The organism is Gilliamella sp. B2828, assembly GCF_026537125.1.
Classification (GTDB): domain Bacteria; phylum Pseudomonadota; class Gammaproteobacteria; order Enterobacterales; family Orbaceae; genus Gilliamella.
Window position 1 is genome coordinate 91,592 of the sequence record NZ_JAFNMU010000008.1, and the last position, 15,373, is coordinate 106,964.

Annotated in this window: 13 protein-coding genes; 9 read left to right on the forward strand and 4 right to left on the reverse strand. The window is 34.4% G+C overall.

Annotation, left to right across the window (positions count from 1 at the left end):
* Positions 1-3 precede the first annotated feature (3 nt).
* The 8 genes from J3U19_RS08325 to J3U19_RS08360 all read left to right on the forward strand — a co-directional run bounded on the left by J3U19_RS08325 (position 4) and on the right by J3U19_RS08360 (position 10,980).
* The gene (locus J3U19_RS08325) at positions 4-957 is read left to right on the forward strand and encodes a beta-ketoacyl-ACP synthase III (RefSeq protein WP_267341273.1); all 954 of its coding nucleotides are present in this window, start codon (positions 4-6) and stop codon (positions 955-957) included.
* 34 nt (positions 958-991) lie between these two features.
* Positions 992-1,927 carry an ACP S-malonyltransferase gene (gene fabD / locus J3U19_RS08330; RefSeq protein ID WP_267341274.1) on the forward strand — a complete coding sequence of 312 codons (936 nt, stop codon included), beginning with the start codon at positions 992-994 and terminating at the stop codon, positions 1,925-1,927.
* 19 nt (positions 1,928-1,946) lie between these two features.
* Positions 1,947-2,681: a 3-oxoacyl-ACP reductase FabG gene (gene fabG / locus J3U19_RS08335; RefSeq protein ID WP_267341275.1), complete on the forward strand. Its 735-nt coding sequence runs from the start codon at positions 1,947-1,949 to the stop codon at positions 2,679-2,681.
* Positions 2,682-2,831: 150 nt separating this feature from the next.
* Entirely contained in the window at positions 2,832-3,065 is a 234-nt protein-coding gene (gene acpP, locus J3U19_RS08340; protein WP_034948180.1) for an acyl carrier protein, read from the forward strand.
* A gap of 147 nt (positions 3,066-3,212) precedes the next feature.
* Entirely contained in the window at positions 3,213-4,457 is a 1,245-nt protein-coding gene (gene fabF / locus J3U19_RS08345; protein WP_267341276.1) for a beta-ketoacyl-ACP synthase II, read from the forward strand.
* A gap of 1,454 nt (positions 4,458-5,911) precedes the next feature.
* The gene (gene dnaE / locus J3U19_RS08350) at positions 5,912-9,394 is read left to right on the forward strand and encodes a DNA polymerase III subunit alpha (RefSeq protein WP_267346017.1); all 3,483 of its coding nucleotides are present in this window, start codon (positions 5,912-5,914) and stop codon (positions 9,392-9,394) included.
* 237 nt (positions 9,395-9,631) lie between these two features.
* A complete protein-coding gene (accA, locus tag J3U19_RS08355) occupies positions 9,632-10,591 on the forward strand; it encodes an acetyl-CoA carboxylase carboxyl transferase subunit alpha (protein WP_267341278.1) in 960 nt (319 codons plus the stop codon).
* 20 nt (positions 10,592-10,611) lie between these two features.
* Complete coding sequence (locus J3U19_RS08360) at positions 10,612-10,980, forward strand: diacylglycerol kinase (protein WP_267341279.1); 369 nt, start codon at positions 10,612-10,614, stop codon at positions 10,978-10,980.
* Positions 10,981-11,089: 109 nt separating this feature from the next.
* Here the strand turns inward: J3U19_RS08360 and J3U19_RS08365 are convergent, their stop codons facing one another.
* From J3U19_RS08365 to metK, 4 genes are all read right to left on the reverse strand, one after another.
* The gene (locus J3U19_RS08365; RefSeq protein ID WP_267341280.1) at positions 11,090-11,932 is read right to left on the reverse strand and encodes a 23S rRNA (adenine(2030)-N(6))-methyltransferase RlmJ; all 843 of its coding nucleotides are present in this window, start codon (positions 11,930-11,932) and stop codon (positions 11,090-11,092) included.
* Positions 11,926-12,300 carry a hypothetical protein gene (locus J3U19_RS08370; protein ID WP_267341281.1) on the reverse strand — a complete coding sequence of 125 codons (375 nt, stop codon included), beginning with the start codon at positions 12,298-12,300 and terminating at the stop codon, positions 11,926-11,928. The genes J3U19_RS08365 and J3U19_RS08370 overlap by 7 nt, the downstream gene beginning before the upstream one ends.
* Positions 12,301-12,558: 258 nt before the next feature.
* A complete protein-coding gene (locus tag J3U19_RS08375; RefSeq protein ID WP_267341282.1) occupies positions 12,559-13,062 on the reverse strand; it encodes a SprT family zinc-dependent metalloprotease in 504 nt (167 codons plus the stop codon).
* A complete protein-coding gene (gene metK / locus J3U19_RS08380; protein ID WP_267346018.1) occupies positions 13,046-14,197 on the reverse strand; it encodes a methionine adenosyltransferase in 1,152 nt (383 codons plus the stop codon). Before metK ends, J3U19_RS08375 begins: the two co-directional genes overlap by 17 nt.
* Before the next feature lie 214 nt (positions 14,198-14,411).
* Here metK and murI point away from each other — a divergent pair, with 214 nt between their 5' ends.
* Complete coding sequence (gene murI / locus J3U19_RS08385; RefSeq protein WP_267341284.1) at positions 14,412-15,236, forward strand: glutamate racemase; 825 nt, start codon at positions 14,412-14,414, stop codon at positions 15,234-15,236.
* The last annotated feature ends 137 nt before the right edge of the window (positions 15,237-15,373 follow it).

Here is a 15,373-nt window from a genome sequence, read left to right on the forward strand (position 1 = left end):
TAGATGTATACAAAGATTTTAGGAACAGGAAGTTATCTTCCAAAACAGATAAGAACTAATGCTGATCTTGAAAAAATGGTCGATACTAGCGACGAGTGGATAACCACGCGCACTGGTATTAAAGAAAGACGCATTGCTGATCCAAACGAAACCGTTACAAGTATGGCTTATGAAGCAGCTATAAATGCAATAGATATGGCAAATATCAATAAAAATGATATTGGCATGATTATTGTTGCAACAGCAACTTCAGTTAACGCTTTTCCAAGTTCTGCAACAGAATTACAAGCTAAACTAGATATTGATGATGTCGTTGCATTTGATGTGTCAGCTGCATGCTCAGGATTTGTTTATGCACTTGATATAGTGGATAAATACATTAAAAGTGGTGCAGTTAAATATGCATTAGTCGTTGGTTCAGATATGTTAACACGGGGCGTTGATCCAAATGACCGAGGAACCATTATTATTTTTGGTGATGGTGCCGGAGCGGTTGTTGTTGGAGCATCAGATGAACCGGGTATTATTGCTTCACATCTTCATGCTGATGGGCGTTATGGCGACTTGTTAAAGTATCCATATGTTGATCGTCGTAATATGAATGATCCCGTTTATATGACTATGCATGGTAATGAAGTGTTTAAAGTTGCTGTTAAAGAGCTTTCAAATTTAGTTGATGAGCTTTTAATGGAAAATTCATTTAATAAGGCAGATCTTGATTGGTTGGTTCCACATCAAGCTAATTTAAGAATTATTTCAGCAACAGCAAAACGTTTAGATATGGATATGAGTAAAGTCATTGTTACATTAGATAAACAGGGTAATACTTCCGCGGCTTCTGTTCCTTGTGCTTTAGACGCAGGTGTACGAGATGGGCGAATTCAACGAGGCCAACTAATTTTATTAGAAGCTTTTGGTGGTGGCTTTGTTTGGGGTTCTGCACTAATTAGATTTTAATTTATGATTTATTTCAATAATCAAGGATTTAATAATGACTAAATTTGCAATGGTATTTCCAGGACAAGGTTCACAGACTGTAGGCATGTTAAAAGATCTTGCTGACAATTTTCCAATTGTGAAATCAACTTTTGCTGAAGCTTCAGAGGTACTCGGTTATGATTTATGGGCTCTAATACAAGCTGGTCCAGCGGAAGAATTAAATAAAACCTGGCATACACAACCAGCATTACTTGCCTCATCTGTAGCTATATACAAAGTATGGCAAGGAGAAAATGGCCCTGAACCTGATTTTATGGCTGGACATAGTTTAGGTGAATATTCAGCTTTAGTTTGTTCGGGTGTGATTGATTTTAAAGATGCAATTAAACTTGTTGAATTGCGCGGAAAATTAATGCAAGAAGCTGTGCCAAGCGGTACCGGCGCTATGTATGCAATTATTGGGTTAGATAATGACTTGATTCGCCATGCATGCGAACAAGCGGCACAGGGGCAAGTTGTTGCGCCGGTAAATTTTAATTCTCCTGGTCAAGTCGTTATTGCAGGTAATAAAGAAGCGGTTGAGCGAGCAGGTGTTTTATGTAAAGAGGCTGGAGCTAAACGAGCACTACCTCTTGCAGTGAGCGTACCTTCACATTGTGATTTAATGAAGCCAGCGGCGGATAAATTAGCATCAACCTTAAATAGCATTACATTTAATACACCGAAATTTGCAGTGATTAACAATGTTGATGTCAAAGTTGAATCAGTCGCTGATAATATTAAAGCAGCTTTAACAGCCCAGCTTTATAGTCCAGTACGTTGGACTGAAACAGTTGAAAAAATGGCTAATCAAGGCGTAACATTGTTAGTTGAAATAGGGCCGGGTAAAGTATTAACAGGTCTAACTAAACGTATTGTTGACACGTTGTCTGGCTGTGCTGTTAATGATAAAGCTTCATTAGATGCCGCATTAGAAATTACTAAATAAAAGATAAAAAGAGGTGAGTATGAACCTATCAGGAAAAATTGCTTTAGTCACTGGCGCGAGTCGCGGCATTGGTAAAGCTATTGCAGAAAAACTTGTTGCTTGTGGCGCAACCGTTATTGGAACTGCAACAACCGAAAAAGGTGCTCAAGCCATAAGTGACTATTTAGGCACTAAAGGTAAAGGTTTAGCACTAAATGTGACCGATGAAGGATCTATTGAATCAGTAATTAATACAATTAAAACGGAATTTGGTGATATTGATATATTAGTTAATAACGCTGGCATTACTCGTGATAATTTATTAATGCGAATGAAAGAAGAGGAATGGCAAGACATTTTAGATACAAATTTAACTTCTGTTTTCCGTTTATCTAAAGCTTTAATGCGTACAATGATGAAAAAGCGTTATGGCAGAATTATAACAATTGGCTCAGTAGTTGGCACTATGGGTAATGCTGGACAGGCTAATTATGCTGCGGCTAAAGCAGGACTAATTGGCTTTAGTAAATCACTCGCACGTGAGGTGGCCTCAAGAGGCATTACCGTTAATGTTGTTGCTCCAGGTTTTATTGCAACTGATATGACAGCAACTCTAACAGATGAACAAAAAGCGTTAACATTGGCACAAGTTCCTGCTGGACGTTTAGGTGAACCAACTGAAATTGCAAATGCAGTTGCATTTTTAGCATCAGATGAAGCATCTTATATTACTGGTGAAACTTTACATGTCAATGGAGGCATGTATATGGTGTAATTGATTAAAATAGTGTAAAATAAGCCAATATTTTAACATTTGGCTTAAAAAATAAGCAATTGGGTTGAAAAATGATTTGCATCTTTTTCAACATTTTATAAACTTACATTCACCGCCACTTTCGGCGATTTTTATAGGAAAAAAAAGAGTATGAGTACTATTGAAGAGCGAGTTAAGAAAATTATTGTTGAGCAACTTGGTGTGAAAGAGGAAGAAGTTAAAAATGAATCTTCTTTCGTTGAAGACCTTGGTGCTGACTCTCTTGATACAGTTGAACTAGTTATGGCTTTGGAAGAAGAATTTGATACTGAAATTCCTGATGAAGAAGCTGAAAAAATTACAACTGTTCAATCAGCAATTGATTATATTACTGCAAATCAATAAGATTGCAGAGTTTTCACACTAGGCGGTCAAATGATCGCCTAGTTTGTATTCTTATCTTTATTTTTTAATTTAAGAATATTCAACGAAAACTTAAAATAAAATTTTCAATGATTCAAATTTCATTTCAATCCTTTTCTGGAGGACAATGTGTCTAAACGCAGAGTTGTTGTTACAGGAATGGGCGTGATATCTCCAGTCGGTAATACAGTTGAATCCACTTGGCAAGCACTTTTAGCTGGTCAAAGTGGTGTTGAACTCATAGAACACTTTGATACAGCCCCTTTCGCAACGCGCTTCGCCGCTATGGTAAAGAACTTTGATGGCGAAGATTATAATATTTCACGTAAAGATGCGCGTAAAATGGATTATTTTATCCAATATGGTATTGCTGCAGGTATACAAGCAATGCAAGATGCGGGTATTGAAATAACGGAAGAAAATGCAGAACGTATTGGTTGTGCTATTGGTTCAGGTATTGGTGGACTTGGATTAATTGAAGAAAATCACAGTGCATTAGTCAATGGTGGACCAAGAAAAATTAGCCCGTTTTTTGTTCCATCTACAATTGTTAATATGATTGCTGGTCACTTATCTATTATTTACGGATTAAAAGGTCCAAGTATTACTATTGCTACAGCTTGCTCCTCTGGTGTTCATAATATAGGGCATGCTGCTCGTATGATTGCCTATGGTGATGCTGATGCAATGTTAGCCGGCGGTGGGGAAAAAGCAAGTACTCCACTTGGTATTGGTGGATTTGGTGCGGCTCGTGCATTATCTACAAACAATGATAATCCTAAAGGTGCAAGTCGACCATGGGATAAAGATCGAGATGGTTTTGTGCTTGGTGATGGTGCGGGCATTATGTTCTTAGAAGAATATGAACATGCCAAAAAACGCGGTGCTAAAATCTACGCGGAATTAGTTGGATTTGGTATGAGTGGTGATGCATATCACATGACCTCACCACCAGCGGATGGTAGCGGTGCAGCGTTAGCTATGAAATGTGCACTTCGTGATGCAGGTATAACTCCTGATCAAGTAGGATATATTAATGCTCATGGTACATCAACACCAGCTGGTGATAAAGCTGAAACGCAAGCGGTTAAAAGTATTTTTAAAGAAAATGCTAATAAAGTAATGGTTAGTTCAACTAAGTCTATGATTGGTCATTTACTTGGTGCAGCGGGTGCTGTTGAGTCAATTTTTACTGTGCTGGCATTACGTGATCAAGCTATACCACCAACTATTAATCTGGATAATCCAGATGAAGGTTGTGATCTTGATTATGTACCTCATACCGCTCGTCAAGTTAAGAATTTGGATTATGCACTTTGCAACTCATTTGGTTTCGGTGGAACCAATGGTTCAGTGTTATTTAAAAAAATCTAATTCTATTTTGCTTTCCCATCACGATAAATCGTGATGGGAGTAAGAAACTCTTTTCTATATTGCTGCCTAATAATGGTTAAAATTATTTAATCAAAAATATGCGGTGTATCCCATTTTTCCAAATTATTTAACGCATCAATCGCTAATGAAAGTCAAAGTGTATGTTGCAAGGTAATAAGATGCAATCTATACATTTCACCTTTTTAATTAAAAATGACATTGTTATGTGTGGGGAATTTTATTTTATCCTTTATAACTGCTGCTATTATGATTGCTGCTGCACTATTACCAAAACTGCTATATACAAGGCTTTAATGCATTAGAGAAGGTCTTAAAGCAGAAATAAGCAAGGATTGGAAAAAGTATTATTAGTTGAAAACCCTTCTGAATATAAAAATTTAGCTGATGTGATGGATAATTCATTATAAGGTAAAATTAAAATGTACTAGTGATACTGGAGGGAAAAAGCCAGTAATACAGCTAAAGCTTTAGCTGAAAAACTCAGTTATTCTTGTGTCGTTGCACGAACTTTGGTTACAACAGATGCACCATATACTGCTTTGTTGATTATTTTTAAATTAATTATTATTTTAAACAATATTTTGTATTATCTGGAAATCCAGATTTAATTTTAGTTGATTCAAATGTTATAGCTAAGGTACCAACGCGACGTTTAGTGGTTAGAATAGGCGATGCAATAGCAACAGGGTTTGAAGCAGAAGATTTTCAAAAAATATATCCGCAAATATGAGAGAACGACCTGGAACTTTTACTGTTTTTCCATTAGAACAATTTTGTTTGATATATTATTAAAAGATGGTGCACAAGTAAAAGATGCTTGTGAATAAAATTTAATGACTCTTGTATTAAAACATATCATTGAAACAAATATGCTTTCCAGGTCTTGGGTTTGAAAGTGGCGGATTATCTGTAGTCATGCAATTTATAATGGTTTTACTGCATTAGAAGCAATACATGATTATTGGCATAATACAAAAGCAAATGTAGCAATAGGTATTTCGCTATTTTAATGACGATTGACAGCGATTTAGAAATGATTGAAATCTTTTATAACTTTATGAGTTGATTGGATTATCAACAATCCTTGCAGAAATAGGTCAAATTGATATTTGTGATGAATACTTGATGAAAATGGATGCATTATGTTGTGTTTAAGAGGAGTCGATCTATAACTTACTTGTTGAAGCTAACTTAAATACATTATCTGCCGAAATAAAAGCAATAAATGCAGAAGGGTTATGTCTTAAAATACATTAAATAATCTATTTTCGATTATCCTATCTACAATTAAGAGTGCTGTCGTTGATTTTGTGTACAAGAGTTTTTATTATTGCAAACTTGTTTGAAGTTGAGCATGTAAACAGGATAAGAATATTCATCTTGCTTGTGTTATAATGCCAATCAATTTTATATCATTTTTATTTCCGGTAATTATGGCAGACCCCAAGTTTATTCATCTGCATTTACATAGCGATTTTTCCATGATTGATGGAATTGCTAAAGTGGATACTTTAGTTAGTGAAGTGAGCAAATTGCAGATGCCAGCTTTTGCGATCACTGATTTTACAAATCTTTGCGGATTGGTTAAATTTTATGGTTCAGCAATGTCCAAAGGAATTAAACCTATTATTGGTGCGGATTTAGTTATTAAAAACCCGCAATTAACAGATGACATTTATCAGTTAACATTATTAGCTGCAACTAATGAAGGATATCAAAATCTTACTTTATTAATTTCTAAAGCTTATCAGCGAGGTTATATTGGCGATATGCCAGTAGTAGATCAACAATGGTTGGTTGAGCATAGAGCAGGATTAATTGTTTTAGCAGGAAGAGAAAGTGATATTGGCATTGGTATCACTCGTAATAATCAAACAATCATTGATAATGGAATCAATTTCTATTTTCAAAATTTTTCTAATCATTTTTATTTTGAACTGGTACGTACAGGGCGTCTTAATGAAGAATTATTCATTCATACTGCCGTAAAACTTGCCGAACAATATCAATTACCTGTTGTTGCTACCAATGATGTCAGATTTTTAAAATCATCAGATTTTGAAGCTCATGAAATTCGTGTAGCCATTCATGATGGTAATACTCTTGAAGATCCTAATCGACCTAAAAACTACTCATCTCAACAGTATCTTCGTAGTGAACAAGAGATGTGTGAACTATTTTCGGATATCCCTGAAGCTTTGGAAAATAGCGTTGAAATAGCAAAACGATGCAATGTTACAATTCGACTTGGCGAATACTTCTTACCCAAATTTCCGACAGGAGATATGTCAACTGAAGAGTTTTTAGTCCATAAATCACTCATAGGTTTAGAAGAAAGACTTGAATTTCTTTTTCCCGATCCTGAAACAAGAAATCAAAGAAGATCGGAATATGATAAACGACTAGAGACAGAATTAAATGTCATCAATCAGATGGGATTTCCAGGATACTTTCTGATAGTTATGGAATTTATTCAATGGTCAAAAGATAATGATATTCCTGTTGGACCGGGTCGAGGATCGGGCGCAGGCTCTCTCGTTGCTTATGCTTTAAAAATTACTGATTTAGATCCATTAGCTTTTGATTTGCTATTTGAACGTTTCTTAAATCCTGAACGGATTTCAATGCCTGACTTTGATGTCGATTTTTGTATGGAAAAACGTGATCTGGTTATTGATCATGTTGCTGATATGTATGGTCGAGATGCTGTTTCACAAATCATTACTTTTGGTACGATGGCAGCTAAAGCGGTAATACGTGATGTCGGTCGAGTACTTGGACACCCTTATGGATTTGTTGATCGTATTTCTAAGTTAATTCCACTTGATCCAGGGATGACACTGGCAAAAGCTTTTGAAATTGAACCTCAGCTTCAAGATTTATATGATAATAATGAAGATGTTAAATCATTAATCGACATTGCCCGCCAATTAGAAGGTGTAACACGAAATGCGGGTAAACATGCTGGTGGAGTAGTGATTTCTCCGACTAAGATTACTGATTTTGCACCAATTTATTGTGATCCAGAAGGAAATCATCCAGTAACGCAGTTTGATAAAAATGATGTTGAATATGCTGGACTGGTAAAATTTGACTTTTTAGGACTGCGTACATTAACCATTATCAATTGGGCAATTAAAATGATTAATGAACGTCAGTTAAAAAATGGTCAACCACCAGTTGATATCAATCGCATAGAACTTGATGATCAAAAATCCTTTGAGTTGTTGCTAAAAGCCGAAACCACAGCGGTATTTCAGCTGGAATCTAGAGGAATGAAAGATTTAATTCGGCGTTTAAAACCAGACTGTTTTGAGGATATGATAGCGTTAGTAGCACTATTTCGTCCTGGACCACTACAGTCTGGCATGGTAGATAATTTTATCGATCGTAAGCATGGTCGGGAAGACGTTTCTTATCCTGATATAAAATATCAACATGAATCATTAAAGCCAATACTAGAACCAACCTATGGTATTATTTTATATCAAGAACAAGTTATGCAGATAGCTCAAACCTTATCTGGTTATACTTTAGGTGGTGCAGATTTATTGCGTCGAGCTATGGGTAAGAAAAAACCTGAAGAAATGGCTAAACAGCGATCTGTCTTTAAAGAAGGAGCCGAAAAACAAGGTGTTGACGGTGAACTAGCAATGCGGATATTCGATTTAGTTGAAAAGTTTGCTGGTTATGGTTTTAATAAATCACATTCTGCTGCTTATGCATTGGTTTCCTATCAAACATTATGGTTAAAAACGCACTATCCAGCTGAATTTATGGCAGCAGTGATGACTGCGGATATGGATAATACTGATAAAATTGTTGGTTTAGTTGATGAATGTTTAAGAATGGGATTAAAAGTTAATCCTCCTGATATTAATAGTGGTCTTTACCATTTTCATGTGAATGATAAAGGTGAGATTGTTTATGGTATAGGTGCTATCAAAGGGGTTGGTGAAGGACCAATTGAAGCCATTGTTGAGGCTCGTAACAGCGGTGGATATTTTAAAAATATCTTTGAACTTTGTGCCAGAACAGACATGAAGAAAATCAATCGCCGTGTACTTGAAAAGTTAACTATGGCTGGAGCTTTTGACAAATTAGGACCACATCGAGCGGCGATTTTACATAGTATTAATGATGCCATGCAAGCTGCAGATCAATATGCGAAAGCACAAGATATAGGTCAAGAAGATATGTTCGGTGTTTTAGCCGAAGAGCCTGAGCAAGTTGAACATGCTTATGCCTCCATTCCCGAATTGCCTGCTCAAGTTTTATTAGATGGTGAGCGAGAAGCATTAGGACTATATTTAACAGGCCATCCAGTAACTCAGTATTTAAAAGAATTAAATCGTTATTCTGGTGGGTTAAGGATAAGTGAGGCTTCTCCAACTGGTTGGGGAAAACTCGCAACCTTTGCAGGTATAGTTGCAGATGCTAGAGTTAGGATAACTAAAAAGGGTAATAAAATTGGTTTGTTTACCTTAGATGATCGTTCTGGTCGTATTGATGGCATGCTGTTTACCGATTCTTTAGAAAAATTTGGGCATCTACTTGTAAAAGATAAAATTCTCATAGTGTCAGGACAAGTTAGTCATGATGATTTCAATGGTGGACTAAAAATGTCAGTCCGAGATATTGTAGATTTAAAAGATGCTAGAGCAAAATATGTAAAAGGCCTTGCTATTACATTAACTGAAATTGAAACTAATCGTTCAATACTACAACGATTACAACAAGTTTTTGAGCCTTATCGCCATGGAAGTGTACCTGTAAATTTATATTATCATCGCGAAGATTCTGTAGTACGTATTCAATTTGGTACTACATGGCGAATAATACCAGAAGATGCTCTAATTGTTGAATTAAAAACATTGCTTGGTAACGATCGTATTGAATTTGAATTTGATACATAATTACCTATCAATTGAGCATTATTGATTTAAAATATTGGATCAATAAAGTCACTATTATTAAAAACTAGTGACTTTATTTTTGAATAATTGAAGTAAATTGATATAAATATTGGTGACTTCAATAACTATTACATAGTAGAATTGACTTAATTTTATCTTAAGAAATAGTCAGTATACTGTAGTTAATGATGTATTTTTTAGGAAATACAAATAAAACAAGAGGCAATCATAAGCGTTATGAACAATTTTTTGGAATTTGAAAAGCCGATAGCGGAATTAGAAGCAAAAATTAATTCCTTAAAGAACATTGATTCGCAACAAGTAGAATTAGATTTAAATTTAGATAAGGAGATTAAACAATTAAATCGAAAAAGCCGCGAGTTAACTAAAAAAATATTTGCAAATCTATCACCTTGGGATGTAGCACAATTAGCTAGACATCCCAATAGACCTTATACATTAGATTATATAAAAGAAATTTTCACTGATTTTGATGAGTTGGCAGGCGATCGCGCATATGCTGATGATAAAGCAATAGTTGGAGGTATCGCTCGTATTGATGAACGTGCGGTTATGGTTATCGGTCATCAAAAAGGACGAGAAACCAAACAAAAGATATATCGTAACTTTGGTATGCCTGCTCCAGAAGGATATCGTAAAGCATTAAGGCTAATGCAATTAGCTGAGCGTTTTAAATTACCTATTATTACTTTTATTGATACTCCTGGTGCATATCCTGGGATTGGTGCTGAAGAAAGAGGTCAAGCTGAGGCTATTGCCAGAAATTTAAGAGAAATGTCACGTTTAAAAGTACCTACAATTTGTACTGTTATTGGTGAAGGAGGGTCTGGAGGTGCACTTGCAATTGGCGTAGCAGATAAAGTTAACATGATGCAATATAGTACTTATTCGGTTATCTCGCCCGAAGGTTGCGCATCTATTTTATGGAAAAGTGCTGATAAAGCATCCGTTGCAGCTGAAGCCATGAACATGACCGCTGATAAATTACTTAAACTAAATCTTATTGATGCGATTGTACCTGAACCACTAGGTGGAGCTCATCGTGATTACTCTAAAGTAGCTGCATCATTGAAAAAACAATTGATTAGCGATTTAGATGAACTTGAAAATATGGATTTATCGACTTTACTTGAAAGAAGATTTCAACGATTAATGAACTATGGTTATGTGAGATAAATTTAAATCTGGAATTTATAATGGAAAAATCGACAGGATTACAGCGCATTGTTAATGCTACAAAGTATTCTTTAAAAGGCTTTAAATCTGCAATTAAATATGAAACGGCATTTCGACAAGAGCTAATTTTGTTGTTGGTAGCTTATGTGACAGTAATGATAATTGATTTCACAATCTATGAACGAATTTTATTACTTGGTTCAATAGGTTTTGTTATGATTGTAGAATTACTTAATAGTGCTATTGAATGCGTTGTTGATCGGATCGGTAGTGAGAGACATGAATTATCTGGACGAGCGAAAGACTATGGTTCTGCTGCCGTATTTATGTCTCTGTTATTAACAGTTATTTTATGGATTTATCTATTTTCTTGTCATTTTTTTTCTTAATTTTATCTAAACGTGATGTTTTATGAAACATCGTGACAGAAAGGAAATCTACTATAGCCAACCATATTAAAAATGCGAGATCGTCACTCGCATTTCAACAAAGTTAATACTATTCTGAAACCAGCTCTTTAGCAATAATACTACCTGTTCTCTCAACATCTAAGATATTTTTCAACCATGGTAATATTGTTTGCATTTGTTCATGTAATTTCCAAGGTGGATTAATCACCAACATCCCAGATGCAGTCATACCTTTCTGATTATTATCTGGTTTGATTGCTAATTCAAATTGTGAAATTCGTCTAATTCCCAACTTAATAATACTATCGATCATTTTTTGCGTTTGTGTTCGTGATACAACTGGATACCAAATTAGATAAACACCCGTTGCAAAACGTTTATAAGCTTCAAATAATGCTTTAGGTAATATTTGATAATCTTCTTTGATTTCATAAGATGGATCAATTAAAATAATTCCACGTCGAAACTCATGTGGTAGCTTGGATTTTAATTGTAAAAAACCATCTTCACGTAATACCTTTGCTCTTTTATCTTTATTGAATTCCTGGCGTAATAATGGATAATCTGTAGGATGTAATTCAGTTAAATTAAGCTTGTCTTGTTGTCTTAATAATTGTTTAGCAATTAAAGGCGAACCTGGATAATATTTTAATTCACTAAAAGGATTATATCGTTTTATTATAGATAGATAGGTATCAAGAGGCTCAGGTATATTAGATTGTTGCCATAGCATATTAATACCTGATAAATATTCACCTGTTTTTTCTGAGTGCTCACTTTTTAACAAGTATCTTCCCGCACCAGAATGTGTATCTAAATATAAAAAAGGTTTTTCTTTTTCTTTTAGTGAATTGATACATAATGTTAATACAATATGTTTTAATACATCTGCATGATTTCCTGCGTGATAGCTATGCCGATAGCTTAACATGACTTATTTGACCTCTTTTGTTCATTTTTCTGCATATAGAAAGTTGTTAATGCTAGACTTAAAAGACATGGAATTTCCATCAATTCTTCAATGAGATCTTTTCGATCAGGCTCTAGAACCAAAAATTCATATCCCAAACGTCTATGTTCAGCAATATCAGCAATACCTAAGAAAAGAAATGCAAAAAATAAGTGCCAAACGGGAATTATCTCAAATTTATATCGACGAATTATCTCTTGACGAATAGAGGGTAAAAAGATACTTAACAATGGTATTGCAATAATAATACTAGCAATAATTTTGTAATAAATACGAGGAATATCAGGGAAAAAATCGCGTCCCCAACTAATGCCTCGTCCAAAAAGCATAAACCACCAAAATATTGTCCAAATCCAAAATTTATAAAGGTTTAAATTATACTTGACGCTTTTAGCATAATGATATGTATAACAACACATAAATAACAAGAATAATGATTGTATATGTTCAATTAAGCTAACGGTTAATTTATTGTCTAATGGAAGCCAAAAGTTACCAGTGATATATAGAAGAACGCTCAAAATCACAATAAACATAGAGCTTTTGTAAAAGTGCGTATCAAATTTAGGCATAATTTATTTCAAGAATTAAACAAAATTTTTAAGTTTAAGTATAGTACCGCATTTACGACATTGATAACTAGTTTTATTCTTTCTAATTTTATTATGTCGTATTGGTGATAAATAATGTTCTTGGCAATCACAAATATATACATACTCGAAACGTTTAAAAATAAAATTATGGGTGACTTTAGGTTGTTTCTTCATTATTTCAGACATGACATATTGCCATTCTTTACCATGAGGTTTTACCTTTCCATAGCTTTGAAAGGTAATAAGATGAGCTAATTCATGGGGAACGACTTCATCAATAAAATTTTTCCCATTTTCATAAAGCATTGTAATATTAAGTTGAATTTCCCAATGATTTAATACTGCACTACCTGCTATACTACCTTTTGATTTATAGATAACTTTTGGTTCTTTATATTCAGTCCCTAGCAGTTGATTGGCTTGATTTAAGTACTCTCTCAAACAAGCCATCACCTGATTATGTAAATAAATTGGTATATGTTTATAATCCTGCCGCATCGCGAAGTAGTGCTGCTTTATCGGTTTTTTCCCAAGGAAAGATATCTCGACCAAAATGACCGTAAGTTGCAGTTTTTTGATAAATTGGTTGAATCAGATCAAGCATTTGAATTAACCCATAAGGTCTTAGATCAAAAAATTCTTTGATTAACGAAATAATTTTATCGTGTCCAATTTTCTCAGAGCCAAAAGTATTAACATAAACAGATGTTGGGTTAGCAACACCAATTGCATAAGAAATTTGTAACTCACATTTATCAGCAAGTCCTGCTGCAACAATATTTTTAGCAACATATCTTGCTGCGTAGGCAGCGGAACGGTCTACTTTTGAAGGATCTTTTCCAGAAAACGCACCACCACCATGACGAGCTGCACCGCCATAGGTATCAACAATAATTTTTCGGCCAGTTAAACCACAATCTCCCATAGGACCACCAATTACAAAACGCCCAGTTGGATTAATAAAGTATTTAGTTTTAGAGGTTAACCATTCGGCAGGTAATGTCGGTTTAATGATTTCTTCCATTACAGCCTCTTGTATAACTTTTTGTTCGATACCTTCTGAATGTTGGGTCGATAAAACAATTGTATCGACACCTTTTATCTGACCATTTTGATAAATTAATGTGACTTGACTTTTTGCATCAGGCCTTAACCAAGGAAGTGTACCATTTTTTCTTACTTCAGCTTGGCGGCGCATCAAATCATGAGCATAGCTGATTGCGGCGGGCATCAAGTTAGGCATTTCATTAGTTGCATAACCAAACATAATACCTTGATCACCAGCGCCTTGTTCTAATGGATCTTCTTTATCCACGCCTTGATTGATATCGGGGGACTGTTTACCAATTGCATTTAACACGGCACAAGAATTTGCATCGAATCCCATTTCTGAACTAGTATAACCAATATCATTAATTGTTTTTCTGGTTAATTCTTCTATATCTACCCAAGCAGAAGTTGTAATTTCACCTCCAACTAACGCCATACCTGTTTTTACATATGTCTCGCAAGCAACACGAGCTTTTGGATCTTGTTTTAAAATTGCATCAAGTACGGCATCAGATATTTGATCTGCAATTTTATCTGGATGACCTTCTGAAACAGATTCTGATGTGAATAGAAATTCTGACATAAAATACCTTTTTAACTTAATAGTGTCTAACGCTGAAAATATAATATTCAGCTTTTAAGTGCCTATTTTAGCAGTTTTACCATCTAGACGTCTATCTTAATAGTTTATAAAATAAAAGCAAATTTATTAGAAATAAAATTACTTGCATTAATTTCTATTCAATTTACGATATCGCTCGTTTTTTATTTTATTATCTAATAAAGTTTAATTTACTATGAATAGTATAAAACAATCTCCTAGTGTGTTGGTATTTGATTCTGGCATTGGTGGATTATCCGTCTATAAAGAAATTTACAATAAAATACCTAATGCGCATTATATTTATGCATTTGATAATGAAATGTTTCCTTATGGTGATAAATCGTCAGAAGTTTTGGTTAATCGAGTTAATGCTGTTATTAAAACTATTAATAAATTTCAACAAATCGATTTAGCGGTTATTGCATGCAATACGGCTAGCACTATTTGTTTACCAAGTTTACGCTCTAACTTTTCTTTTCCTATAGTGGGCGTAGTACCTGCAATTAAACCTGCAAGTTTACTAACTAAAAATAGATGTATAGGATTATTGGCAACAAAAGCCACGATTGAAAGGGCTTATACAACAAATCTTATTAACCAATTTGCTAATCATTGTTCAGTTAAATTATTAGGTTTGTCTGAATTAGCACTCATAGCAGAAAATAAATTACAAGGTATTGCTGTAGATATGCAATATTTGAAAAAATTGATGCAACCATGGCTTAATATGCAAACTATTCCTGATACAATAGTTCTTGGCTGTACTCATTACCCGTTTATTAAAGAAGAGTTGCAGATGATTTTTCCTCAAGTTAATTTTATTGATTCAGGTTATGCAATTGCAACTAGGGTATATAATCTATTAAAAGACAAGTATGACGTAAACAAAATACCATTATTTAAAAAAGAAAATATTATATTAAGTACAATCTGCAATCAGTCCGTTGAAAAATTGATTAAAAAATTAACTAAATATAATCTTGATAAATATCAGTGTATTAATGTCTTTTCTGTTTAAAGGTTATTCGAACGAATAAATATTTAATCTTTTTTACTTGCCAAAAAAAATGAAGTGCCTATAATGCGCATCCACTGACACGGCGTCATCGACAAACAGAGACAGCAGGTGTAAGTGAGCAAGGTCAAAAATTTTGA